General features: G+C 62.7%; 21 protein-coding genes. 11 read left to right on the top strand and 10 right to left on the bottom strand.

Annotation, left to right across the window (positions count from 1 at the left end; genetic code table 11):
• Positions 1-96 precede the first annotated feature (96 nt).
• The 3 genes from AB8841_RS27385 to AB8841_RS27395 form a co-directional block, all read right to left on the bottom strand.
• Positions 97-855, bottom strand: a complete 759-nt coding sequence (locus AB8841_RS27385; protein WP_370438885.1) for an SDR family NAD(P)-dependent oxidoreductase — start codon at positions 853-855, stop codon at positions 97-99.
• Between the two features lie 261 nt (positions 856-1,116).
• Positions 1,117-2,205: an AbrB family transcriptional regulator gene (locus AB8841_RS27390; protein ID WP_370438886.1), complete on the bottom strand. Its 1,089-nt coding sequence runs from the start codon at positions 2,203-2,205 to the stop codon at positions 1,117-1,119.
• A complete protein-coding gene (locus AB8841_RS27395; RefSeq protein WP_370438887.1) occupies positions 2,202-3,581 on the bottom strand; it encodes an MmgE/PrpD family protein in 1,380 nt (459 codons plus the stop codon). Before AB8841_RS27395 ends, AB8841_RS27390 begins: the two co-directional genes overlap by 4 nt.
• A 253-nt stretch (positions 3,582-3,834) precedes the next feature.
• Between AB8841_RS27395 and AB8841_RS27400 the strand changes: the two genes are divergently transcribed.
• Entirely contained in the window at positions 3,835-5,211 is a 1,377-nt protein-coding gene (locus AB8841_RS27400; RefSeq protein WP_370438888.1) for an MmgE/PrpD family protein, read from the top strand.
• Between the two features lie 228 nt (positions 5,212-5,439).
• Here AB8841_RS27400 and tcuB read toward each other — a convergent pair whose 3' ends face one another.
• The 3 genes from tcuB to AB8841_RS27415 all read right to left on the bottom strand — a co-directional run bounded on the left by tcuB (position 5,440) and on the right by AB8841_RS27415 (position 8,380).
• A complete protein-coding gene (gene tcuB / locus AB8841_RS27405; RefSeq protein ID WP_370438889.1) occupies positions 5,440-6,597 on the bottom strand; it encodes a tricarballylate utilization 4Fe-4S protein TcuB in 1,158 nt (385 codons plus the stop codon).
• Entirely contained in the window at positions 6,584-7,972 is a 1,389-nt protein-coding gene (gene tcuA / locus AB8841_RS27410) for an FAD-dependent tricarballylate dehydrogenase TcuA (protein ID WP_370439391.1), read from the bottom strand. The genes tcuB and tcuA overlap by 14 nt, the downstream gene beginning before the upstream one ends.
• Before the next feature lie 234 nt (positions 7,973-8,206).
• A complete protein-coding gene (locus tag AB8841_RS27415) occupies positions 8,207-8,380 on the bottom strand; it encodes a hypothetical protein (RefSeq protein WP_370438890.1) in 174 nt (57 codons plus the stop codon).
• Here AB8841_RS27415 and AB8841_RS27420 point away from each other — a divergent pair.
• Positions 8,379-9,059: a GntR family transcriptional regulator gene (locus tag AB8841_RS27420; RefSeq protein WP_370438891.1), complete on the top strand. Its 681-nt coding sequence runs from the start codon at positions 8,379-8,381 to the stop codon at positions 9,057-9,059. The two genes, AB8841_RS27415 and AB8841_RS27420, sit on opposite strands and share 2 nt — an antisense overlap.
• A 36-nt stretch (positions 9,060-9,095) precedes the next feature.
• Here AB8841_RS27420 and AB8841_RS27425 read toward each other — a convergent pair whose 3' ends face one another.
• Positions 9,096-10,718: an ABC-F family ATP-binding cassette domain-containing protein gene (locus tag AB8841_RS27425; RefSeq protein ID WP_370438892.1), complete on the bottom strand. Its 1,623-nt coding sequence runs from the start codon at positions 10,716-10,718 to the stop codon at positions 9,096-9,098.
• 298 nt (positions 10,719-11,016) lie between these two features.
• On the opposite strand from AB8841_RS27425, the gene AB8841_RS27430 reads away from it, so the two are divergent.
• Positions 11,017-12,648, top strand: a complete 1,632-nt coding sequence (locus tag AB8841_RS27430) for an alpha-D-glucose phosphate-specific phosphoglucomutase (RefSeq protein WP_370438893.1) — start codon at positions 11,017-11,019, stop codon at positions 12,646-12,648.
• A 25-nt stretch (positions 12,649-12,673) separates the two neighbouring features.
• Here the strand turns inward: AB8841_RS27430 and AB8841_RS27435 are convergent, their stop codons facing one another.
• A complete protein-coding gene (locus tag AB8841_RS27435) occupies positions 12,674-13,087 on the bottom strand; it encodes a VOC family protein (protein ID WP_370438894.1) in 414 nt (137 codons plus the stop codon).
• Between the two features lie 343 nt (positions 13,088-13,430).
• Between AB8841_RS27435 and AB8841_RS27440 the strand changes: the two genes are divergently transcribed.
• Positions 13,431-13,811 (top strand): hypothetical protein, encoded by a 381-nt coding sequence (locus tag AB8841_RS27440; RefSeq protein WP_370438895.1) that lies wholly within the window; start codon positions 13,431-13,433, stop codon positions 13,809-13,811.
• Here AB8841_RS27440 and AB8841_RS27445 read toward each other — a convergent pair.
• A complete protein-coding gene (locus AB8841_RS27445; protein ID WP_370438896.1) occupies positions 13,751-14,869 on the bottom strand; it encodes a LacI family DNA-binding transcriptional regulator in 1,119 nt (372 codons plus the stop codon). The two genes, AB8841_RS27440 and AB8841_RS27445, sit on opposite strands and share 61 nt — an antisense overlap.
• Before the next feature lie 259 nt (positions 14,870-15,128).
• Here AB8841_RS27445 and AB8841_RS27450 point away from each other — a divergent pair, with 259 nt between their 5' ends.
• From AB8841_RS27450 to AB8841_RS27480, 7 genes are all read left to right on the top strand, one after another.
• Entirely contained in the window at positions 15,129-16,649 is a 1,521-nt protein-coding gene (locus AB8841_RS27450) for a sugar ABC transporter ATP-binding protein (RefSeq protein ID WP_370438897.1), read from the top strand.
• Positions 16,646-17,644, top strand: coding sequence for an ABC transporter permease (locus tag AB8841_RS27455; RefSeq protein WP_370438898.1), 999 nt, complete (start codon positions 16,646-16,648; stop codon positions 17,642-17,644). Before AB8841_RS27450 ends, AB8841_RS27455 begins: the two co-directional genes overlap by 4 nt.
• 67 nt (positions 17,645-17,711) lie before the next feature.
• Positions 17,712-18,662, top strand: coding sequence for a substrate-binding domain-containing protein (locus AB8841_RS27460; protein WP_370438899.1), 951 nt, complete (start codon positions 17,712-17,714; stop codon positions 18,660-18,662).
• 120 nt (positions 18,663-18,782) lie between these two features.
• Complete coding sequence (locus AB8841_RS27465) at positions 18,783-19,844, top strand: sugar phosphate isomerase/epimerase family protein (protein WP_370438900.1); 1,062 nt, start codon at positions 18,783-18,785, stop codon at positions 19,842-19,844.
• A gap of 12 nt (positions 19,845-19,856) precedes the next feature.
• Positions 19,857-21,032, top strand: coding sequence for a Gfo/Idh/MocA family protein (locus tag AB8841_RS27470; protein ID WP_370438901.1), 1,176 nt, complete (start codon positions 19,857-19,859; stop codon positions 21,030-21,032).
• Between the two features lie 157 nt (positions 21,033-21,189).
• Positions 21,190-21,594, top strand: a complete 405-nt coding sequence (locus tag AB8841_RS27475; RefSeq protein WP_370438902.1) for a Fur family transcriptional regulator — start codon at positions 21,190-21,192, stop codon at positions 21,592-21,594.
• Between the two features lie 199 nt (positions 21,595-21,793).
• Positions 21,794-22,252 carry a Fur family transcriptional regulator gene (locus AB8841_RS27480; RefSeq protein ID WP_370438903.1) on the top strand — a complete coding sequence of 153 codons (459 nt, stop codon included), beginning with the start codon at positions 21,794-21,796 and terminating at the stop codon, positions 22,250-22,252.
• A gap of 107 nt (positions 22,253-22,359) precedes the next feature.
• Here AB8841_RS27480 and AB8841_RS27485 read toward each other — a convergent pair whose 3' ends face one another.
• Positions 22,360-25,446, bottom strand: coding sequence for an efflux RND transporter permease subunit (locus AB8841_RS27485; RefSeq protein ID WP_370438904.1), 3,087 nt, complete (start codon positions 25,444-25,446; stop codon positions 22,360-22,362).
• Positions 25,447-25,451 lie beyond the last annotated feature (5 nt).

Raw genomic sequence — 25,451 nt, forward strand, 5'->3', positions numbered from 1 at the left:
ATTTGCCAACTGTCGACAATTTACAGAATACATACTACTCCCTTACGAAACGCAAGGGCCATGCCATATTTTGCTACTGATGCAACTTGGTTTCGATCACGGCATGAAGAGCCCACCATTCACGTGAATGGTCTGTCCTGTGATGAAACCACCGGTTGGGAGGCACAGAGTGCGAACAACCTCCGCAACATCCTCTGAAGCACCATCGTGACCGACGAGGGGCTGCCCCCCGCCTGGAAGAGACACACTGTGCCCCGACGTTGCCGAGCGTTTCCCGCCGATCTTACCCGGAGCAACGCAGTTCACCGTGATCCCGTGCTCCGCGAACTCGACAGCGAGCGCGCGGGTCAGTCCCGTCAAGCCACTTTTCGCCGCTGCCACATGGGCGCGATTATAGGCGCCCGTATGGGCACTGACGCCGCCGATATTGATGATCCGCCCATGTCTCGAACGGACCATATGCGGGAGAACCTCGCGGGAGCACAGGAATGGGGCTTCGAGAATGACGCCTGTAATCTCACGCCATTCCGAAAGGGACATTTCCGTAAACGGGACCTCCCGACGGATCGCCGCATTGTTCACCAGGATATCGATGCGCCCGAAAGTCCCCATCGTCGCGGAAACGAGACCAGCGACGGCCTCCTCGTCCGTGACATCGGCCAGATGAACGATGGCACGTCCGCCAGCGACCTCGATCTCGTGGGCAGCGGACTCGGCCTCCTCGCGGGATGATTTCGCATTGATGACGATGGCAGCGCCTTCCTTTGCCAACGATAAGGCGATTGCCTTGCCAATACGGCGCACACCGCCCGTGACGATGGCGACCTGTCCTTCAAGAAGTTTCCCTTCGGCCAAGACTTCCTCCCCATTCCGCCCTGCTGAGCGGCAAGCTGTTTTTTGATCCCTACGGAGTGGCTAGCGCAGTGGTCATCCTGCAGACTCAGCGACTGGGTCCCAAACCCGGGATCCAGCCCTTCATCATGGCCTTGGTTTCAGCAGCCATTTTATTGTATACATAAGTACGCACAAGAAATCGGAGGGGTCAAGCCTATCCTTTGGCAAGAAACTGAAACGTGCCGAACCAGTGAGTGACTGGAACTCCCGGTCCGGCATGGCTCAACGCGACAAGCGCCGTCCCATGAGAAGAGCGATTCCGGAAAAAAGCCCTATCTTGTTGAAAATCCTATAGAAGTACAATGAAAACCCATTCACGAAGAAGGCGCGAATGACCTGAAAGGCGATCACGAGCGCCACATTGAGATGGAGGACTTGCGCCGTCAGCGCCATTTCCGCCATTCCACCCGGAGAGGAACCAAGGGCAACGCTCGCAAGATCAAGGCCTGTTATGGCGGTCAAAGCCCCGGCATAGGCAAAGAGCAGTGCCGCCAGGGCGATCGTGAACAAGGCACTGACGAGGAAAACCCGTGGGAGCCGGACCAGGCTTTCGCGTCGGAAGCGGGCCCCGATCGATACCCCGATGAGGAATTGCGCTGCGGCAAACAAGATCCCGGGAATTCGTCCGCTCAGCAGTCCCAGAGCGGCAATGAATCCTGTGCCGAGAATGGCCCCGACGGTCCAAGGATTGTTGAAGCGGAGCAGCCATGTGACCGTGACCCCGGCCAGTCCGGCCGCGAGCGCCGCCGTGACCTGAAACCAGGAAAGCTCGATCCGAGCAGCCTGATTCATCAACCCGCCATCAATCCCCAATGCAATGATGAGAGGTGGCATGAGGCAGACCAGCAAAGCGACGCGGATCGCCTGTGAGACTGCGATCGGTTCGGCCTCGGCTCCCACGGAAACGCCGATATTCGCCATTTCGGAGAGACCGCCCGGAGTGAGGGAGAAATAGGCTGTCTTATGATCGATCTTGCCCGCGATGGACATCGGCACGGACAGCACTGCGGCCAGGACGATTCCGACAAGCGCCGTCACGACCATCCATGGGGCCCACATGACGATGGTGTCGAGAGCAGCTGCGGTGATGTTGAGGCCAATGCTCGTGCCGACGACGGCCTGCCCGAAACGCCTTCCGAGAGCAGGCGCGACGACCGGATATCCCGTAACGGACACCAATGCTGTCACGATCATGGGGCCGAGGACCCATGCAAGTGGCATATGAACATACGATGCGAGCCATCCGAGCCCCGCAGCCAGGGCAAGGCCCGGAATGGCACGCCAGAATGGGACGGGAGAGGCCGGTATCATGCGCATTGCACCAGCAGGCTACCGACATCCTCGATCTGTTCAAGCCGCCAGACCGAATCGCGAATGCGGGATGCCCTCTCGTCTCCGATCAGCGGCACCGCGTTCGCCAGGAACTTCCCTTCAAGGGCAGCATCCGACATCGGGTTGTCGACGGTGCCGCTCGCATGGGTGACTTGGTATTCGTATCGCTCGCCGGTTCGCAAGGCGACGCAAGCCCATGCCTGATCCCGTCCGAGGCCCTCATCGGTCCTGACGCTGACGATCTCTCGCAAAGCGACGACCTCGGGCGCGCGGGCACGCTCGTCAGTGTACTGGGCGATGCCGGCTGCCCGATCCAGAAATGCGACAGCCGCAGTGTGGGTCAGGCTGAACTTCGATTTGAGACCCGTCCCAGGATCGGCCACACCCGTGATGGAGACGGCCAGAGGATTGACCCGCAACTCGATTGCAGACACCTGGTCCGGTGCGGATACCTTGGCCCGGAGGGCGATCATGGCATCGATCGTCGGATGCAGAACCACGCCGCAGGCATAGGGTTTGTGGCCATTGCGGGCGATCTCCCAGCGCCGCCCCAGCCGGTCGAGAATGAGATCCGTCTTCGCGACACTGCTGTAGATCCGGCAGAAACCACGCTTTCCCTCGAGGATCTCGTCCGAACTGTCGAAACCGCTCTGTGCGAGCAGGGCAGCGAGAAGCCCGCTCGAGGCCGCCTTGCCGGCGTGAAGCGACTTGCACATCGTTCCCCGGTTCTGCTGCATGCCGGCCGCCTGCGTCGCCGCAATGCCCAGGGCGTGTACCAGTTGCTGAGAATCCAGCCCAAGGAGCTTTCCAGCGGCGGCGCCCGCGGCGATCGAGCCCAGCGTCCCGGTCAGGTGCCATCCCCCTGCGTGATGAGCAGGGGCCCCCTGTCCCGTGCGGACGCCCGCCTCGAAACCGGCCGCGTAAGCCAGAAGGAAATCCTTGCCGGTGACCGGATTTCTCTCCGACAGGGCGAAGAGCGCAGCCAGAATCGGTGAGCTCGCATGGAGAACGACACCGCCCATGTGAGTGTCGTCGAAATCAAGCACATGGCCCATCTGGCCGTTGGCAATCGGGGCCTCAAGCAGCCCGAGCCTCATGTCGCGCCCGAGCACGGTCGCCCGTGGAGCGCTTCCTACCGCCTCCAGCACCGAAAGGAGCTTGGAAATCGTCGGGTGCCGGCTCCCGGCGAGAGCGCAGCCGATCCAATCGAGAACGCCGCGACGACCTGCGTGGACGGCCGCTTCGGGCATGCTCTCGAAAGTGGCTGCGGCCATGAATGCGCACAGATCCTTGGTGACGTTCAGATCGAGGGCCGCAGCCCCATAATCGGATTGGGATGCCGGCTGGCCGTTCATGGACATGCTCCCTAGGGGCGCCGTTCGGCAGAGGCCTTCAATGCGCCTTGTCTTCGTTTGGATACATTAGTATTCATTAGATACATTCACGATCCAGGTAAATCCCAAAACGATCTCAGGTCCGAGCGGATATGCAGCCCCGATCGTGGCTGCATATCCGACCGCACGCGAAGGAGGTCGGATCGCCGGCATCATCTGGTCCGTTCGAACGCGCACCATCGATTGAAACATACTGAAACGAGAGGACAGTCTCATGCATGACTCATCGAAGCCCGAGGTCCCGCACGAAAGTGCGATCCTCTCGGACTACATCGCGGGCGCTCACAGGCACGAATTGCCGGCCGATGTCAGCCTCAAAACGAAGCATCACATTCTGGATACGCTCGCGGCGATCCTGTCGGGATCACGTCTCAGGGCGGGCCGTCTCGGCGCCGCCTACGTCGCCCAAACCGGCGGGAAACCCGAAGCGACGGTGATCGGAACCTCGCTCGTCGTGCCCGCCGTCAGCGCAGCTCTGGCGAACGGCATGGCAGGCCATGCGGACGAGACGGACGATTCCCATCTCGTGGGACGATTCCACCCCGGTTGCGGTATCGTTCCCGCAGCTCTCGCCATTGCCGAGCAGCAGGATCGCAGTGGACAGGATCTGCTGCGCGCCGTTGCTCTCGGCTATGATATCGGTGCCCGTACAACCATGTCCCTCGGCTTCAGCCGACCCGATACGGCCCGTCACAGCACCCATAGCCTGGGCCCGGCCTTCGGCGCGGCAGCGGCAGCGGCAGCGCTCCTGCGCTTCGATTCGACCCGCGTCCGCCATGTCCTGTCCTATTCGGCCCAGCAGGCCTCAGGCATTCCGTTCTGGCAGCGGGACAAGGAGCACGTCGAGAAGGCTTTCGACTTCGGCGGCATGGGCGCCCGCAACGGAGTGGCGGCCGCGACCATGGTGGCGGCCGGCTTCTCAGCCGTGGACGATCCGTTCTCAGGCAAGCACAACCTGTTCACGGCATTCGGCGAGAACCCCGTTCCCGCCCGTCTGATCGAAGACCTGGGGTCCCGGTTCGAGATTATGCGCGCCTCGATCAAGAAATGGTGTGTGGGGTCGCCGATCCAAGCCGTCCTGGATGCGACGGTGACCCTGATCGAAACGCACGGCATCAAAGCCGACGATGTCAGGCGCGTCTTGATCACGATGCCGGATGATCGCATCCATATCGTCGACAGCCGGACAATGCCTGATGTCTGCGTACAGCATCTTGCCGCCTTGGCGCTGGTCGATGGTACAGTCACATTCGAGAGCTGCCATGATCAGGATCGGATGAACGATCCTGCCATTCTGGCGATCCGCAGATTGATCGAACTCGTTCCAAGCGCCGAACTGACGATTGCAACCCCGGCAAGACAGGCCATCGTAGAGATCGAGACCACCGGCGGACGCCACCTCCGTCATCATGCGAAAGCCGTTCGCGGCACTCCCGAGAATCCGATGGACGGCAGCGAAATCGAAGCAAAGGCCCTCGATCTTGTGGTCCCGATTATCGGCGAGGAGAGAGGTCGCACGCTCGTCGAGACCGTGCTGCGACTGGACCAACTCCCTAAAGTGAGCGGCCTTCGGCCTTTGCTGTCCGCCTAGCGCAGCGTGCGAAGAAGTGGGAACCGATCCTTCACGAAGAACGAGGCTTCATCAAAGATGATAGAGCATCGGATGTGGGGTCGATATCCTATCCGATGCTGTAAAGGTCACACGCCAAGACGCTTGGTATCTCCAGGACGCTTGGCATCTCGGTGCCCTGTCATTGAGCGATGGGGGTACCGAGCATTCTGAAAGACGGTGCGGGGCGTGATCGGCCCCTCACCTTTTTCAAGCCCCCGCCTTGGCGCCGGGAATCCCGAGCGCCTTCGCTTTCGACGGGGTCGGCTCGTGAAGCGCGCGGCGCTCCTTGGCGTAGCGAACGAGGGCGCCGAAGCGGTAGATGCCGTGGACGAACTTGCCGTAGGGCATGGTGATGAAGAAGCCGAACACGAAGCCCATATGAAGGGCGAGCATCGTGCCCATCGCCGGGGTCGCCCGCAGCACCAGGAGCATGAGGCCTGTCAGGCTCACCAGGAACAGCATGACGATGAACGCCATCTCCATGCCGCGCCCGTTCTCGTCGCGTAGGGCCGGATCGCGCTTGAATTTCGCCCGCATGAGGCCGGCAGGTCCGATGACGAGCCCGATCCCGCCAAGCGTCCCGAGCACCACCGGCAGGTCGTACCAGGGATAAGGCGCCTCCAGGCCGAGAAGATAGTGATAGAGGGTCGCCGTGCTGGTCGCACCAAGGCACAGGAAGAATCCGTAGAATGTCAGGTGATGGTAGAGGCGGCGACGGTCGTTCGGCCGCTCGCCCTCGTTGAAGCAGCCGGGGCCACCGCCGTCGAGATAACGCAGCGCCATGGTGTCCTTCATGGCCTGCCAGACCGAGATGCCGCTGGTCAGCGTCTCCCGCGTCTCGCCGATGTCTCGCCAGAACATGCGAAAGCCCATGATCAGCGCCGCAATCGCATAGAAGAACGCAGCCCCGAACACGCCCGCCATCGCGTTGTGCGACATGATCCGGTAGAACGCGCCGGGGCCCGTCTGCACGCCGAACATGACGGCCGGATCGTTGATCGCCATCAGGCCGAAGAAGAAGGTGCCGACACTGAGCGCCGCGATGAGGCTGATCGCCAACCCGTTACGCTCGAACAACGGCGCCAGCGCCCGCGGCCAGACGTAGACCTTGTACGAGTCGTTGCGTACCTTCGCGAGCGTCTGCGGGACGTTGACGTTGAACTCGTGCGGCGGCGAGAACTGGCAGTCGGTGTAGCAGGCCCCGCAGCTGTGGCAGAGATTGGCCAGATAGTTGAGATCGCCGTCCGAGAAGGCGCGCCGCATTTCCATAGCGGGAAAAACCGCACAGAGTCCTTCGCAGTAGCGGCAGGAGTTGCAGACCGTCATGAGACGATCGGCTTCCTTGAGTGCTTCAGTCGCGTGCATTCTTCGCAGCCTCCCGTCCGGCAATCCGCCCGAAGACGCTGCCGATTGTCATTCCGATGCCGGCGGCATATCCCTTGCCGAGGACGTTTCCGGCCATGATTTCCCCGGCCGCGAACATGTTGGCTGAAGGAGAGCCGTCGGCCATGAGCATCCGGGCCTCCTTGTTCACGCGTGTGCCCAGATAGGTGAACGTGATGCCCGGGCGGACCGGGTAGGCATAGAACGGAGCCGTCCCGATCCGCTTGGCCCAATGGGTCTTTGCCGGCGTCAGCCCTTCGGTCCGGCAGTCATCCAGGATCGTGTGGTCGAACGTGCCGGGGCGGACGGCCTGGTTGAAGGTTGCGACCGTGGTCTCAAGTGCCTGCGGGTCGAGCCCCAGCTTATCCGCGAGCTCACCGATGCTGTCCGCCTTCAGGGGCGGATAGAGCGACGGCATGAAGAGTTCGAGCGAGGGTCCATCAAAGATGATGTAGGCGATCTGATCGGGTTGGGCAGCGACGAGCCGCCCCCAGATGGCGTAGCGCTTCGGCCAGATGTCCTCGCCCTCGTCGTAGAAGCGCTCGGCGTTCTTGTTCACCACGATACCAAAGACGACGCAGTCGAGCCGGGTGATGATGCCGCCGTCGAATTTCGGCGCCCGAGCGTCGATCGCCACCGCATGACACTGGGTGGGATCGCCGATCTCCTGCACGCCCTTGTCCAGCAGCATCTTAAGGACCGAGCCGCGGTTGTAGGGCGTGCCGCGGATGAGAAAGTTTTCGGCGATGTCGCCCCAATACTGCTTCAGCCATGCGATATTGGCCTCGAAGCCGCCTGCAGCTGCCACAAGGCTCGACGCATGCACTTGGTGCCGCTGCCCGCCATACGCGACTGTGGCCGACTGGAACTTGCCGCCCTGAATATCGAGGTCGACGACTTCCGCGTCGTAGAGCACGTCGACGCCGAGGTCCTCCGCCGTGCGGTAGAGTGCGTTGAGCATCGCCCGCCCTCCCCCGAGGAAGAATGAGTTCGTGCGCCCAAGGCTGAGCGTTCCGCCGAGAGACGGCTGCCATCGCACGCCCTGCTGGACGATCCAGTGCAGGATCTCCTTGGACTCATGGATCATGAAACGGGCGAGCTCCTCGTCGGTCTGGCCGCCCGTCACGCGCAGAAGATCGTCCCAGAATTCCGCCTCGGTATAGGGACCAGTCAGGATCTCGGTCGCCGTATCGTGGGCGCAGCGCATGTTGCGCGTGTGGCGGGTGTTGCCGCCGCGGTAGAACTTGGGAGCGGCCTCGAGCACGAGCACGGAGGCCCCCGATCGGCGAGCGCTGATGGCCGCGCAGAGTGCCGCGTTGCCGCCGCCGATCACGAGCACATCGTAATGGCGCATCAATTCGACCGGAATATTGCGCGAACCAGCGCCTGCCGATGCGGGTTCGAGCTGTGCCGTCGATGGCAGCTCTCGCGCTAGAGCATCGGGCCCAAAAGTGGCCTCCACTTTTGGGGTCGATTCGATGCTCCCACGATAGGACAGCGCATCGTTTGCTGCGAAAAACCGGGTCCACTTTTTCGCACGGTGCGCTAGTGCAACTCCACCTGTCATCTGCCCCAACCTCCTGCAGGCGTATCAGTGTAACCCCCGCCAGAGCCTTCGCTCGGCCGGAATCCTCATGCGTTCGGCAGCAAAGCTTGGCTTGAGCTTTTGCGCACGTTTGTATACAAAAATATCCAAATGAGTGCCCTGGTCAAGTATGATCTTCTTTGCTTCATAGACCAGAATATCGACCACAGGAGCGTGCATGTCGGATCACGTCCATAACGACCTGAAGTTGGTCGACCGGGACACCGGAATTCCTCTCAGCGAGGCCGTCTTTCGCTCGCTCTGCCAAGCCTTGCGCGCAGGTATCTACCGCCCGGGAGACCGGTTGCGGGAAGAGGAAGTCGCACAACGGCTCAAAGTCAGCCGCACTCCCGTTCGGGAGGCGTTGGGGCGACTGATGGCGAAGGGATTGGTGGAGCCCGCAGGCGGCCGCGGTCTCATCGTTCGCAGTCTCGGCACGGCCGAAGTGCTGGAACTCTACGCCATGCGGGAGATTCTCGAGGGTGCGGCAGCTCGCCTGGCGGCGCAGCATGCATCGCAACCCGAGATCGATGCCCTCAGGGATCTCGAGGAAGCCTTCGAGACGCACCTCGAGGATTCCGTCGAGATGGCGCGCCTCAACCGGGCGTTTCACGAGACGATCTTCCGTGCCGCCCGAAACCGTTACCTCGACAGCGCCCTTCAGGAGCTTCAGGACGGAATTTCCCTTCTCGGCCCCACGACCTTCAGCGTCGGAGGCCGGCCCACGACAGCGGCCGAGGAGCACCGGGCTCTCATCGAGGCCATCGCAGCCCGCGACCCCGATCTGGCCGAGAGGCTCGCGAGGGCGCATATCCAAGAGGCCCTGCGCTCCCGACTGAAGCTGATCCAAGCCCGGTGAGCCGCGCCCGACAAGGGGCCCGGCTCCGAGCCTCTCTCAATGCCGCAGGCCTGGAGCTTCCTGGCCCGTGTGAGCGACATATTCCGTATAGCCGCCGCCATACTGATGGATGCCGTCGGATGTGAGCTCAAGGACGCGGTTGGACAGGGCGGCCAGAAAGTGGCGGTCGTGCGAGACGAAGAGCATGGTGCCCTCGTAGCGCGACAGCGCCTCGATCAGCATTTCCTTGGTGGCCATGTCGAGGTGGTTCGTGGGCTCGTCCAGCACCAGCAGATTCGGCGGATCGTAAAGCATCTTGGCCATCACGAGACGCGCCTTTTCGCCCCCTGAAAGCACGCGGCACTTCTTTTCGGCATCGTCGCCCGAGAACCCGAAGCACCCCGCGAGCGTGCGCAGCGATCCTTGTCCGGCTTGCGGAAATGAATCCTCGAGAAACTCGAACACCGTGCGGTCCCCCTCGAGCACCTCCATGGCATGCTGGGCGAAGTAGCCCATCTTCACACTGGCGCCGATCGTGACAGTGCCTCCATCGGGCTCTGCGGCGCCGGCGACCAGCTTCAGCAGCGTGGACTTTCCGGCGCCGTTGACGCCCATGACGCACCAGCGTTCCTTACGTCGCACGGCGAAATCCAAGCCTTCGTAGATGGTGCGGCTGCCATAGCTCTTATGCACGTTCTTGAGGCTGATGACATCGTCCCCCGAGCGCGGGGCGGGAAGGAATTCGAACGCCACGGATTGGCGGCGTTTAGGCGGCTCGACCCGTTCGATCTTCTCCAGCTTCTTCACGCGGCTCTGAACCTGGGCCGCATGGGAGGCGCGAGCCTTGAAGCGCTCGATGAACTTGATCTCCTTGGCGAGCATCGCCTGCTGGCGCTCGAACTGGGCCTGTTGCTGCTTCTCGTTCAGCGCGCGCTGCTGCTCATAAAACTCGTAGTCGCCCGAATAGGTGGTGAGCGAACCGCCGTCGATCTCGATGATCTTGTTGACGATGCGGTTCATGAAGGCCCGGTCGTGCGAGGTCATGAGCAGCGCCCCCTCGTAGCCCTTGAGGAATTCCTCCAGCCAGATGAGGCTCTCGAGATCGAGGTGGTTGCTCGGCTCGTCCAGGAGCATGGCGTCAGGGCGCATCAGGAGAATGCGCGCCAGCGCCACGCGCATCTTCCAGCCGCCAGAGAGGGCACCGACGTCGCCGTCCATCATCTCCTGGCTGAAACCGAGGCCGGCGAGAACCTCGCGAGCCCGGCCCTCGAGGGAATAGCCATCGAGCTCCTCGTAGCGCGCCTGCACCTCGCCGTACCGCGCGATGATTTCGTCGAAATTTCCTGCTTGGTCAGGGTCTGCCATCGCGGCTTCGAGCTCCTTGAGCTCGGCCGCCACTTCGCTGACGGGCCCCGCCCCGTTCATGACCTCGGCCGCGGCGCTATGGCCTGCCATTTCGCCGACATCCTGGCTGAAATAGCCGATCGTCACGCCCCGATCGACGGAGACCTGGCCCTCGTCCGGCTGCTCCTGCTTGGTGATCATCCTGAAAAGAGTCGTCTTGCCTGCGCCGTTGGGACCGACCAGTCCAACCTTTTCGCCCCTCTGAAGGGACGCAGAAGCCTCGATGAAGAGAATCCGGTGGCTGTTTTGTTTGCTGACGTTCTCGACGCGAATCATGGACCTTGGCCTAAAGCAGTTACGGGCGGCCTTATGGCATGACGCGCGCCTGGGGACGAGAGTCCCGCAAAGGGCAAATTGTCAGGGGCATGAAGAAGGAAGTTCGCCGCCATTAACCACATTTCCGGAGCGCGCGGGGCCGCCGCGGCTCAGCCATAGGATCTTCATCTTACCTTCATCTCGGCAGTGGCATCTCACCTGTGCGACCCTAGAATGGCTTCCTGATGGGTTTCTTCTGGGCCGTGAGGACTTCAAAAACAGGCCGCCCAGAACCGAATTGAGGAAGTGGCAAGCACCGATGGCGATTACCCGCATTCCGACAACTCCATTTTCCGATCAGCGCCCCGGCACGTCGGGCCTGCGCAAGAAGGTGAAAGTCTTTCAGCAGCCGCGCTATGTGGAGAATTTCATCCAGGCGATCTTCGACAATGTGGAAGGCTCGGAAGGTTCGACCCTGATCATCGGCGGCGATGGTCGCTTCTTCAATGAAGCGGTGGTGCAGATCGCGATCAAGATGGCGGCCGCCAACGGGTTCGGGCGGATCCTCGTCGGGCAGAAGGGATTGCTGTCGACCCCTGCCGCGTCCTGCGTGATCCGCAAGCACAAGGCCATCGGCGGCCTGGTGCTCTCGGCCAGCCACAATCCCGGCGGGCCCGACGGCGATTTCGGCATCAAGTTCAACATGTCCCACGGCGGTCCCGCACCGGAATCCTTTACCGATGCCGTGTTCAAACGGGCGAGCGCGATGACCGAATACAGAATCATCGAGCAGCCCGACATCGATCTCGCCCGCATCGGCGAGACCAAGGTCGACGACACCGTCGTCCAAGTGATCGACCCAGTGGCGGATTACGTGGAGCTGATGGAACAACTCATCGACTTCGATGCCGTCGGCGAACTGTTCCGCTCCGGCTTCCGCATGCGCTTCGATGCGCTGAACGCCATCACCGGACCTTACGCGAAGGCGATTTTGGAAGGCCGCCTCGGCGCACCGGCCGGCACCGTGGTCAATGGCGAGCCCAAGCCCGATTTCGGCGGACATCATCCGGACCCGAACCCGGTCCACGCCCATGACCTGATGGACTTGATGATGGGCCCGGATGCGCCCGACTTCGGTGCGGCTTCCGATGGAGACGGCGACCGCAACATGATCGTGGCGCGCGGACTCTTCGTGACGCCCAGCGACAGCCTTGCCATCCTCACGAGCCACGCCCATCTGGCGCCGGGCTATGCGAAGGGCCTGTCCGGTGTGGCGCGCTCCATGCCGACGAGCCGCGCCGCCGACCGCGTGGCGAAGAAGCTCGGCATCAACTTCTTCGAGACCCCCACCGGCTGGAAGTTCTTCGCGAATCTTCTCGATGCGGGCTTGATCACGATCTGCGGCGAGGAGAGTGCGGGCACGGGCTCGAACCACATTCGCGAGAAGGATGGCCTCTGGGCCGTGCTGCTATGGCTCAACATCCTGGCCGTCACGAAGAAGCCGGCGGGCGAGATCGTGCGCGAGCATTGGGCCACTTACGGGCGCGACTATTACACCCGGCACGATTACGAGGAACTCGAAACCGCACCGGCAAACGAGCTGATGGATTCCCTGCGGGCCAAGCTCGCAAGCCTGCCCGGCCAGCGTTTCGGGGACCTGACGGTGCAGGAATGCGACGACTTCGCCTATACGGACCCGGTCGATCACTCCGTCACGCCGAAACAGGGTATCCGCATCCTGTTCAAGGAGGATGCCCGGGCCGTGTTCCGCCTGTCCGGGACCGGAACGTCGGGCGCGACCTTGCGGGTCTATCTCGAACGTTTCGAGCCGAATCCCGACCGCCATGATCTGCCGACCGCGGAGGTGCTGGCTGCCGTGATCGAGGCGGCGAACGCCATCGCCGAGATCGCGGCCCGGACGGGACGAAACGAGCCGAGCGTCATTACCTGAGTCTGGCTGCCCGGGCTTCGAGCGATCAATAGGTTGCCCAAAGCCCGGGCGTCGCCAGCTCCAGCACGTGCCCGTCTGGATCGTGGAAATAGACACTCGCGCCGCCTTGCGACCAAGTGACCTTGCTGATGATCGGGATCTGCCGTTCCCGCAGTCTCGCCTCCCACGCGGTCAGCTCTTCGTGCGAGATGGCAAAGGCCATATGAAGCGGCCCATGCCCATCGTGCCCGGGGATCGTTCCTCCCGGAGTCGCCATGTCCTGCGCCGAAGCCCCGCGCTGGAACAGGAGCAGGACGCTGCTTCCTCCAACATCGAGGGCGCACATGCGCTGGTTTTCGAGCAGGAGCGGCAATTCGAGATCGTCGCGATAGAATGCTCTGGATCGCGCCAGATCGTCCACATACAGGGCGGTTTCAAGAACGGAGTTCAGCTTCGGCATCGCGCCCTCGCGCATTCGTGTTGCATCGACCTTGATCGGACCATTTTAGAGAGGCCCGGCCCCTCCCGACAGCCTCAGCCTCTCTGGAAGCCGAAAAATTGGGCAGCCATGCTGACCTTTTGATCTTGTGGAATGCCGGCACAGATCCTAACTATCGCAATGCAGCACGGCGATTGGCGTCGCAGTGCTGCTGCCCTTCTTGGGCGTTTCCTCCCTAAACTTCGGGCCGCTGGTGACAGCGGCCTTTTTTCTTGTCCTGTAAGGGGTTGGCCCGATCGTGGGCTTTGAGGAACCTCGCGCATTCCCGATGGTTTCCCCTGTCGTGGAGCCCGGGAAAGTTTCGATGTCCACCCGTTCAGACAACCCCAACCCAACCGATATCCCGCCCGCATACACCATCGAGCCGATGGATGCTCCACCCAGGAATGCGGGCTCCACCTCAGCACAGCTGAAAGGAGACATCGACAGCGGACGGACAGGCGACAAGAACGACGCGTTCGACCCCGGGTTGTCTCCACTCGGCACGGATGATGAAGCTGCCGGTACGCCGCCGAGCCCGGATCAGGTGGATCTCGCCCGACATCATGAAAGGTCCTCGCGCTGGCAGAACGGCAATGACAGGGACAGTTACGCCCACCGGGATTCCCGCAAGGCCCTTTACGCCTATGTGGGCTTTATTGCCCTGGTTCTCGTGGTCTTCGCAGGCGCTTTCTCCATTTTCTGAAGCGGCGCCACGCTGTCCCGGAGGATGAGTTCCGTTTCGAGACGAATCCGCAGGGGTGACGGCCGCCCCTGCAGGAGATCGATGAGGACGGCGGCGGCCGTCTGGCCCAGTTCCCGTCGGGGCTGGCGAATCGTGGTCAGGGCCGGCTCCGCGACGGCGGCGAACTCGATATCGTCGAACCCCGCGACCGAGATGTCGCCCGGCACCTTGAGTCCGGCCGACAACAGCGTCCGCATCAACCCGATCGCCATTTCGTCACTGGTACAGAACACGGCTGTCGGGCGCGTCGAACGGGCCACCAGCGCCTGTCCCGCCGCCCGGCCCGATTCGATGGTGTAGTCCCCCGGCAGCACCAGCGCGGGATCAAAAGGCAAGCCTGCAGCCTCGAGACCGTCCTGATATCCAAGGAAGCGCTCCCGCTCGAGAACGTTGTTCTGCGGCCCGCTCACGTAAGCGATGCTTCGGTGACCGAGCGAGGCGAGATGCCGCGTCATGCGGCGGGCCGCGCCACGGTTGTCGATCTCGATCTGAGGAATATCGGCGAAAGGAATGGCCTCACAGAGCGCCACCAGAGGGATGCCGATCCTGGCCGGCGCTCCCTTCCCCTCACGGTTCTGCCCGAAAAGATGCCCATTGAGGAGAATGGCGCCGTCCACGCGACCTGCGGCCGTGAAGGCCGCGAAATGAGCCTCCTTCTCGGGGGATCCGTCGAGATCGCTGATGATCATGCCGTAGCCCGCCTCGAACAGCCGCTCCTCGATGCCGCGCAGAATCCTGGAGAAGAATGTGTTCGCGAGATCCGGCAGGACGACGAGCACCATGTAGGTCTTCTGGGAGCGGAGCGAGCGCGCGGCAGGATTGGGCACATAGCCGGTCTTTGCAATCGCCTCCAGAACACGGGCACGCGCCTCCGGCGACACGCGTTCCGGCGAGGCCAGCGCTCGGCTGACCGTCGCCGTGGAGACTTCCGCGAGCCGTGCCACATCCTGAATACGCACGGCACGACTGCCGGAAACGACCGCGCCGTTCGTTTTGCCCGAAGGCCCGCTCTCGTCCATGATCCTCCCCTACCTTGGTCCTGTTTGACAGAAGCAACCGTTTCGGTAAAGTTTCGATGTAATCGATTACATGGAGGCATTGCCAAAGAACGGCATGTTCCTAGATCGATCGTTCAAGTCCCGCCAGAGGACGCATCGACAAATCGGAGGGAATGATTGCCAGCACGCGCCACGTCCTACTGAGCACTCCGTCTCGAATTGCCTGAACACCGCTGACGCAATCGCGCCTGCGAACGATGTCGTCTACCCGGAGCCATGCATGGATCCTGTTCTTCGCGCAGAGAACATTTCCAAATCCTTCGGCCCCAACGAGGTGCTGAGCGGTATTTCGCTCGATCTGCACCCGGGAGAGGTCCATGCGGTGATCGGCGAGAACGGCGCCGGCAAATCCACCCTCATGCGCATCCTCTCCGGGCACATCGCTCCCACGAAAGGCGGTCTTTACCTCGACGGGCGGCCCATCGCCTTTTCCGGCCCCGCGGATGCGGAAGGCCACGGCATCGTTCTCGTGCACCAGGAAATCCTGCTGGCGGAAGACCTGACGGTGGCGCAGAACCTATTTCTCGGCCGCGAGATCAAGCGTTTCGGGTTCGTGGACGACAAGGCCATGCGCGAACGCACGCGTGGAGTCCTGGCGGAACTCGGCACCCGGATCGACCCGGACTGCGAGGTGCGGCGCCTCTCCATCGCCGACCGGCAGCTTGTGCAGATCGCCCGCGCCCTCCTGGTACCGCACAAGGTCGTGGCCTTCGACGAACCGACCGCTGTTCTCACGCCCGTCGAGGCGGAGAGCCTCTTCGCCATCATCCGGAAGCTGCGCTCCCACGGCGTGGCGGTGCTCTACATCTCCCACCGCCTCAACGAGGTGAAGGCCATTGCGGATCGCGTGACCGTCCTGCGCGACGGCCGCCACATCGCCACCCGCGACATCGAAGGTTTGGAGCCCCTTGAAATGGCCCGCCTGATGGTCGGGCGCGACATGTCGAAGCTCTATCCCGACAAGCCCGCAACGGCCTCGGAACATATCATCCTGTCGGTGCGCGATATGGCCGTCCCCGGTCATGTGGAGAACGCCTCGTTCACCTTGAAGCGCGGCGAGATCCTCGGCTTCGGCGGATTGATCGGTGCCGGTCGCACGGAGCTTTTCGAGGGGCTCGTCGGGCTGCGTCCAAGCCAGGGCGCGATCATTCTCCGTGGCCAGAGCGTACGCTTCCGCGATGCGAGCGACGCCATGGCGGCGGGAATCGTCTATCTCTCCGAGGACCGGAAGGGAAAAGGTCTGCTGCTGCAGCAGAACCTCAGGGTCAATCTCTCTCTGGCCGCCCTCGGCAAGTTCAGCCGTGGTCCCTTCATCGACGCGGGCGCGGAAGAGCAGGCGCTCGACGACGCGATCAGGGATTTCGACATTCGCACCCGAAGCCGCGAACTCCTGGCGGGCCAGCTCTCCGGCGGCAATCAGCAGAAGCTGCTCTTGGCCAAGATGATGCTGATGGAGCCGCGCATCATCATCATCGACGAGCCGACCCGGGGCGTCGACATCGGCACGAAGGAGCAGATCTACCGCTTCATCGCGCGGCTTGCCGAGAACGGCCTTTCCATCGTCGTCATCTCCTCGGAGATGCAGGAGCTGATCGGCCTCTGCCACAGGGTCGTGGTGATGCGCGGCGGTCGTATCGCGGGCGAAATCGACCAGGCCGATCTGTCGGAGGATTCCATCGTTTACCTCGCCACCGGCGTTCATGAAGAAAGGGCGGCGGAAATCGCCGCAGGCCACGCATGACCGAAACCGTGCTTCGCACCAGCGCCGAGAAGCGCAAGATCAAGATCGACATGCGGGCGCTCTCGCCCTTCATCGCGCTCATCGTTCTTGCCGCGGCCGGCGCGATGATCAATCCCGACTTCCTGACGGCCTCGAACATCCTGAACGTGGTCACCCGCTCGGCCTTCATCGCCATCATCGCCGTCGGCGCTACCTTCGTGATCTCCGCCGGTGGCCTCGATCTCTCGGTCGGCTCCATGGCGGCGCTCACGGCGGGCGTCATGATCCTGACCCTGAACACGCTCGGCGGTGCCGATGTGGGCACGCTGGCGATCGGCATGCTGGCCGCCATCGCGCTCAGCGCCGCCTGTGGACTGGCGAACGGCCTCATCGTCACGTTCGGGCGCATCGAGCCCTTCATCGTCACGCTCGGCACGATGGGAATCTTCCGCTCGCTCGTGGTCTGGCTCGCGGCAGGCGGCACCATCACCCTGCGCAATCTCGAGCTCCGCGAGCTTTATCGGCCCGTCTATTTCGGCAGCGTGTTCGGCATCCCCGTTCCGATCATCGCATTTCTCCTGGTTGCCGCCATCGGCGCGCTGATCCTCTATCGCACATCGTTCGGCCGTCATGTGGTGGCCCTCGGCTCCAACGAGGACGTCGCGCGGTATTCCGGCGTCCCGATCTGGCGCGTGCGCACGCTCACCTACATCATCCAGGGCATCTGCGTCGGCATCGCGGTCCTGGTCTATGTGCCGCGCCTCGGCTCCGCCACGCCGACCACGGGACTGCTCTGGGAGCTGCAGGCGATCACCGCCGTCGTCATCGGGGGCACGGCCCTCAAGGGGGGCGTGGGGCGCGTCTGGGGCACCGTGGTCGGTGCGGTGATCCTCGAACTCGTCGCCAACATCATGGTGCTGTCGAATTTCGTCTCCGAGTTCCTCGTGGGCGCAGTTCAAGGTGCCATCATCATTATCGCCATGCTCGTGCAGCGGTCGGTCCACCGCGGGCGATGAGGCCGGGGAGAACTCCACCGGGCAAAGGACAGAGGGCTTACAACCAGAACCCTTCAGGGAGGAACAGATGAAGGCAACACTTCTGAAAGTCGCAGTGGCGGCCGGCCTGACGGCCGGTGTCGCAACCGGTGCCATGGCACAGCAGAAGAACGTGACGATCGCCGTCTCGATTCCGGCCGCTACCCACGGCTGGACCGGCGGCGTGGTCTATCATGCGCAGGAAACCGCCAAGCAGCTCGAGAAGGGCTACCCGGGTCTGAAGGTGATCGTGAAGACATCGCCCGACGGCGCATCCCAGGCGAATGCTCTGGACGATCTGATGGCTCAGAAGGTGGATGCGCTCGTCGTCCTTCCCTTCAATTCGGACGAACTGACCGACCCGGTCCGCGAGGTCAAGAAGCACGGCACCTTCGTGACGGTCGTCGACCGCGGCCTGAAGGACGCGTCGATCCAGGACATCTATGTCGCGGGCAACAATCCGGAATTCGGCCGCGTCGCCGGCAAGTACTTCGCCGACAATCTGAAGGAAGGCAATGTCGTGGTATTCCGCGGCATCCCGACCGTGATCGACGAGGAGCGCGTATCCAATTTCGAGAAGGCGCTCCAGGGCTCGGGCGTGAAGGTCATCGACAAGCAATATGCCAACTGGAACCGTGACGACGCCTTCAAGGTGATGCAGGACTTCCTCTCCAAGCATCCCAAGATCGACGCCGTCTGGGCCTCCGACGACGACATGGCGCTCGGCATCATGGAGGCGATCCGCCAGGCCAAACGCGAAGACATCAAGTTCGTGCTCGGCGGCGCCGGCATGAAGGACATGGTCAAGAAAGTGATGGACGGCGACAAGATGATCCCGGCGGACGTATCCTATCCGCCGTCGATGATCTCCACCGCCATGGGCATCACGGCGGCGCATTTCTACACCAATGCCCCGATGCGCGGCACCTACGTGCTCAATGCCCAGCTGATCACGAAGGATAACGCCAAGGAGCACTACTTCCCCGATTCGCCGTTCTAACGGCGTCGGACTCTCGCCCCTCCCCAAGGAGGGGCGAGGCAACGGCAAGCCGCATGCCGCCCGCAGGCGGCTTCCCGTTGCCTGTCATGTCTTTCTCAATCGCATCTCGGGAGTTCACCCATGAAGACCATGAAGGGGCCCGGTCTCTTCCTCGCTCAATTCGCGGGCGACGAAGCGCCGTTCAATTCGCTCGATTCCATCTGCCGCTGGGCGGCCTCCCTCGGCTACAAAGGCGTTCAGATCCCCACTTGGGACGCGCGCCTCTTCGATCTGGGGAGAGCCTCCGAGTCGGACGCCTATTGCGACGAGGTCCAGGGCATCGTCCGCTCGCACGGACTGGAGATCACCGAGCTCTCCACGCACTTGCAGGGCCAGCTCGTGGCCGTTCACCCGGCCTTGGACGAAGCCTTCGAGGGTTTCGCGGCACCGGAGGTGCGCGGCGACCCGAAGGCGAGGCAGGCCTGGGCCGTCGACCAGATGCTCATGGCCGCCAAGGCGTCCAGGCGCTTCGGGCTGAAGGCGAGCGTCACCTTCTCCGGCGCGCTCGCCTGGCCCTTCGTATATCCCTGGCCGCAGCGCCCGGCGGGCCTCATCGAAACGGCCTTCGAGGAGCTGGGCCGTCGCTGGCGCCCCATCCTCGACGCATATGAGGACGCCGATTGCGACGTCTGCTACGAGATTCATCCCGGCGAGGATATCCACGACGGCGCGACCTTCGAACGTTTCGTGGATGCCGTGGGCGGCCATAAACGCGCCTGCATCAACTACGATCCGAGCCACTTCCTGCTGCAGCAGCTCGATTATGTCGCGTTCATCGACCTCTATCACGAGCGCATCAAGGCGTTCCACGTGAAGGATGCGGAGTTCAACCCGACAGGACGCGTCGGAGTCTACGGTGGCTACGAGAGCTGGATCAACCGCGCGGGCCGCTTCCGCTCGCTCGGAGACGGGCAGGTGGATTTCGGCGCGATCTTCTCCAAGCTCGCACAGTACGACTACGATTCCTGGGCGGTGCTGGAATGGGAATGCGCCCTGAAGCACCCGGAGGACGGTGCACGGGAAGGCGCGGAATTCATCAGGTCTCACATCATCCGCGTCACCGAGAAGGCATTCGACGACTTCGCCGGCGGCGGAACGGACGAAGCTGCCAATCGGCGCCTTCTCGGCATCGATGCGGCTTGAGAGGAGAAGGCCATGACCATTGCAGGATCCCGAACCGAGACGCTGAACCGCCGGCTCCGACTCGGCATGGTCGGCGGCGGCCGCGGCGCCTTCATCGGCGCCGTTCATCGCATCGCGGCCCGCCTCGACGACCGCTGGGAGCTGGTCGCAGGCGCACTCTCGTCCGATCCGGAGCGGGCGCGCCTGTCCGGCGCGGACCTGCTGCTGCCACCGGAGCGGACCTATGACAGCTTTCAGGACATGGCTCGACGCGAGGCGGAGCGTGGCGATCGCATCGATGCGGTTGCGATCGTCACGCCGAACCACGCCCATGCGGCGGCGGCCGAAGCCTTTCTCCAGGCAGGCATCCATGTGATCTGCGACAAGCCCCTCACCACGACGCGGCAGGAAGCCGAGAGACTGGCCCAACTGGCGCACGAGTCGGGGCTGATCTTCGCCGTTACCCATAATTACACCGGTTATCCGCTGGTGCGGCAGGCGCGCGCCATGGTGGCGGGAGGCGAGCTTGGCGCCATTCGTCTGGTTCAGGTGGAATACGCCCAGGATTGGCTCGCGACCCGTGTGGAAGACACCGGCAGCAAGCAGGCCGAGTGGCGCACGGACCCTGCCCGCTCGGGACCTGCGGGCGCGGTCGGCGACATCGGCACCCATGCATTCAACCTGGCGGAATTCATCGCCGGGGATGAGGTCGCTTCGCTGGCGGCCGAACTGCACACCTTTGTGGAAGGCCGTCGGCTCGACGACAATGCCCACATGATGCTGCGCTTTGCGTCCGGCGCGAAGGGGATGCTCTGGTGCAGCCAGGTGGCGGCCGGACAGGAGAACGGTCTTCGCATCCGTGTCTATGGCGAGAAGGCCGGCCTCGAATGGCATCAGGAAAATCCGAACATCCTGCTGTTCTCGCCCTTGGGCGAGCCGCCCCGGATCATCCGCCGCAACGGGTACGGCGCTAACGAAGTGTCGCGCGCAGCCTCGCGCATCCCAGGCGGTCACCCGGAAGGCTATCTGGAGGGCTTCGCTCAGCTCTACACCGATGTCGCAGAGCAGATTGCCGCGCGGATCGAAGGCCGTGCCCCCGATTCCTTCTCCCTCCAGGTTCCGACTGTCGAGCACGGAGTGCGCGGCGTGCGCTTCATCGAGGCAGCGGTCCGATCCTCGCAGGACGAGGCTGCCTGGATCGACGTATGATCCGGTCCCAAAGGAGGCGGATCCATCGGCCGTGGCGGCACGGGCTTTCGCAGGCCCTGCGCCTTCAGAGCGCAGGCTTCTGTCCCGCGCCTTGAAATTACCCCTGCAATGATGACGTATAGGGCGACCCAAGCCTTCCCTGGAAACCTATCCCGTCATGGCAGCGAATCACCACCACGCCCTCGAGGAGTTGAACGACACCCAAAAGCGCGTTCATCGTATTCTCAGCGCGGCCGAGAATCCTCTTTCAGCCTACGAGGTCCTCGACAAGCTGCGGGCCAAGGGGGCTGTCACACCCCCGACCGTTTATCGCTCCCTCGACAAGCTCATCGAGAAGGGGCTCGCTCATCGGCTCGAGAGCCTCAACGCCTATGTGGTGTGCAAGCACCCTCATCATCACGAGATGGCGGCCTTTGCAATTTGTGAGAGCTGCGGCCTAGTCACGGAATTCAGCGATTCGAGCATCAATGAGCGTTTGACGCAGTGGAGCGATGATCATTCCTTCTGTCCCAAGAAGGCTATCGTTGAGATAAGGGGACTCTGCTCGGTCTGCTCGAAGTGATCATGATCTTGTAATATCAGTTCAAACGAAACGTTGCTTCGTGCCGCCCGGCCCGGCTTTGGAGAGATCTCTGCCAAATCGCCAAATTCCGCTGGGGAAAATGCAGAAATGCAATAGAATATTGCAACGATAACACATTGTGCGGAAAACGCTTCACCTATATGAATAGGTAGGTTTTGAAATAACAGGAGCGTGGCCCATGAGCACCAGAGCCCTCAGAAAAGAAGAAGAAGAGAACCTCCTCCGCCGTGCGGACGACCTGTGCCGTCAGAACAATCTTCGTCTGACGCCCATCCGGGAGCGTGTTTACCGCGAGCTGGTCCAGAGCGGCGGCCCGGTGGGTGCTTATGATCTCGTCGACCGTCTCAGCAGCGACAAGAAGCGTTTGGCGCCCGTGACGATCTATCGGGCCCTCGACTTCCTGCGGGATGCCGGCCTCGTTCACCGCCTGGCCACGCAGAACTCCTACGTGGTCTCCCACGGCCAGCCCGACGTGAACGCCATGAAGATCATGTTCGTGGATTCGAAGACCGGCGAAACCATCGAGGTCCATTCCACCGAAGTGGCGGAGGCCGTCCGTAAGGCCGCCGAGCAGGCCGGCTTCAAGTCGGTCTCGCCCTTCATGGAAGTCGAAGGCGAGCTCGTCCGCCAAGGCTGATCCTGGCCGGGTTCAACCAAGGTCGGGTCCGAACAATGGATGGTGCGGAAGCTCCATCCTCCGATAGAGACAAAAAGGCCGGACATCTCTGTCCGGCCTTTTTCGTTTTATTCCGCCGCGAGCGCCGCCTGACGATGGGCGTGCTCTTCACTCGTCCGCCCGCTCCTCACGGTCTCCTTGGAGATGTAGGTGTAGAACATCGGCACCACGAAGAGCGTGAAGATCGTGCCGATCGACATTCCCGACGCGATCACAAGTCCCATGGAGAAGCGAGCCGCCGCACCCGCACCGCTGGCATAGAGCAGTGGCGCGACGCCGAGCACCATGGCGGCCGTGGTCATGAGGATCGGCCGCAGACGCACGCGGGCCGCCTCCTGAATCGCCTCCCGCTTGCTGACGCCGCTCTTCTCCTTCAGTTCGTTGGCGAACTCCACCATCAGAATGCCGTGCTTGGTGATCAGCCCCACCAGGGTGATCAGGCCAACCTGCGTGTAGATGTTGAGCGTCGCCAGGCCCACGTTCAGGAAGATCATGGCACCGAACATGGAGAGCGGCACCGACATCATGATGATGAACGGATCGCGGAAGCTCTCGAACTGCGCGGCAAGCACCAGATAGATCACAATCACGGCAAGGCCGAAGGCGAGCAGAATGGAGCTTCCTTCCTGCACTTCGAGGCGCGACTGACCGGCATAATCCTCATAGAACCCTTGCGGCATTACCTCCTGCGCGATGGAGCGCAGGGTCGCCAGTCCTTCCGAGGTGGTCACGCCGGGCAGAGGCAGCGCCGAGATGGTGGCCGCGTTCAGCTGGTTGAACTGCTCGATCGTCGCGGGCGCGGCATCCGTCTCGATCCTCACCAGAGCCGAGAGCGGAACCATCGACCCATCCGCCGCCCGCACGTAATACTGCCCCAGAAGCTCCGGGTTCAGGCGGTCGGACTGGCGGACCTGGCTCACGACGTCATAGCTGCGGTTGTCCCGATCGAATTTCGAGATCGGAGCACCGCCGACGAGCGCACCCAGCGTGGTGCCGATCTGGCTCACGGGAACCCCGAGAGCGGCGGCGCGATCACGATCGACCGTAATGCGCGCCCGAGGCGTCTCGTAGGAGATCGAGTTCTGCACGACGATGAACTTGCCCGATTTCTGCGCACGCTGACGCACCTGCTCCCCGACCTCGTAGGCCTGAGCCGGATCTCCAATGGTCCGCAGCACATATTGGATCGGGAGGCCGCCGCCGGCGCCCGGCAGGGATGGAGGCGCGAAGACGAAGGCCTGTAGGCCGCCGTTCTCGTTCAGGAGATTCTGAATCTCCTGCTTGGTCTGAGGGCCCTTCTTCTCGCGCTGGTCCCACGGCTTCAGCTTGAAACCGACGAAGCCGCCGCCGCCGCCGTCGATGCCGACGATGAGGAAGCTGGCGTCGATCTCGGGAATATGCTCGGCAGCTCCCGTGAACTGTTTCGAGAACTCCTGCGTATAGTCCGCAGTCGCATATCGCGGCGCGTTGACGAGACCGAGATAGGCACCCTGATCCTCTTCCGGTGCAAGCTCGGACGAGGTCTTCGAGAAGAGATAGCCTGTGGTCCCGAGCAGCGCGAACACGATGATGAGCGTGACGGGGCGATAGTCCAGCGAGCCCTTCAGGCGACGCCCATACCAGTTCTCGAGCCGGGTGAAGGTGCGGTCGACGAAGCTTGCAAACCGGCTCTGCCCGCCGTGAGGCTTCAGGAGCTTCGACGACATCATGGGCGAGAGCGTGATCGCGATGATGCCCGAGATGATCACCGCACCCGCAAGGGTGAAGGCGAACTCGCGGAAGAGCGAGCCGGTCAGGCCCTGCGTGAAGCCGATGGGCGCATACACGGCGGCCAGCGTGACCGTCATGGACACGATCGGCAGGAAGATCTCCTTCATGCCGACGATGGCGGCATCGACCGGCTTCAGCCCCTCCTCGATGTGGCGGTGGATGTTCTCCAGAACCACGATGGCGTCATCGACCACGAGGCCGATGGCGAGCACCATCGCCAGCAGGGTCAGAAGATTGATCGAGTAGCCCAGCGCATAGAGGAAGAAGCACACGCCGATGAGCGAGAGCGGGATCGTCACGATGGGAATCAGCACCGAGCGGAACGAGCCCAGGAACAGCAGGATCACCACCACCACGATGAGCGCGGCCTCAGCGATCGTCTTGAACACCTCCTCGATGGAGGCGGAGATGAAGTCCGACGCATCGTAGACGATCTGCACGGTCATGCCCTTGGGAAGGGTCGGACGGATCTGATCGATCGCTTTCGTCACCTCCGCGGCGACCGTGAGCGGGTTGGCCGAGGGCGTCGGGGTGACACCGATGAAGGTACCCTCCTTGCCGTTGAAGCTCACCTTCACGTCCGTGCTCTTGGGGCCGAGTTCCACATCGGCCACGTCGCGCAGGCGCACGACCTGATCGCCGTTCGAGCGGATGGGCAGCGCACCGAAGGTCTCCGGCGTCTGCAGGGTCGTCTGCATCTGCAACGAGTAGGCGACATACTCGTTCTGCGTTTTGCCGGGCGCTGCGAGGAAGTTGTTGGCACCGATCGCCGACACCACGTCGCCTGCCGTCACACCGCGGGCGGCGAGACGCACGGGATCCATCCACACGCGCATGGCAAAATCTCGGCCGCCGAGAATTTCGGCATTGCCGACACCGTCGAGCGTGGCAAAGCGCGGCTGCACCACGCGCGTCAGGAATTCCGACACCTGCTCCGGGTTCATCTCCGTGCTGGCGAAGGTGATGTACATGAGGGCGAAGGTCTGGCCCGTTCCCTTCATGATCACAGGGTCCTCGGCCTCCTGCGGAAGCTGAGCGCGCACCTGCTGCACCTTTGCGGTCACTTCAGTGAGAGCCGCATTGGGATCGGTGTTCAGGCGCATGCGCACGGAGACCGTGCTCACGCCGAGACGGCTCTGCGTCGTGACATAATCGACGCCCTCCGCGCTCGATACGGACTTGGCGATGGGCGTGCTGATGAAGCCCTGGATCAGGTCCGCGCTTGCGCCCGTGTAGGTCGTCGTGACGGTGATCGTGGTTTCCTCGACCTCAGGATACTGACGCACCTGAAGGTTCATCAGACCCTGCGCGCCGAGCAACAGGATCAGGAGGCTCACCACCATCGACAAGACGGGGCGACGAATGAAAAGCTCTGTGAAACTCATGGCGT

The organism is Microvirga sp. TS319 (genome assembly GCF_041276405.1).
Lineage (GTDB): Bacteria > Pseudomonadota > Alphaproteobacteria > Rhizobiales > Beijerinckiaceae > Microvirga.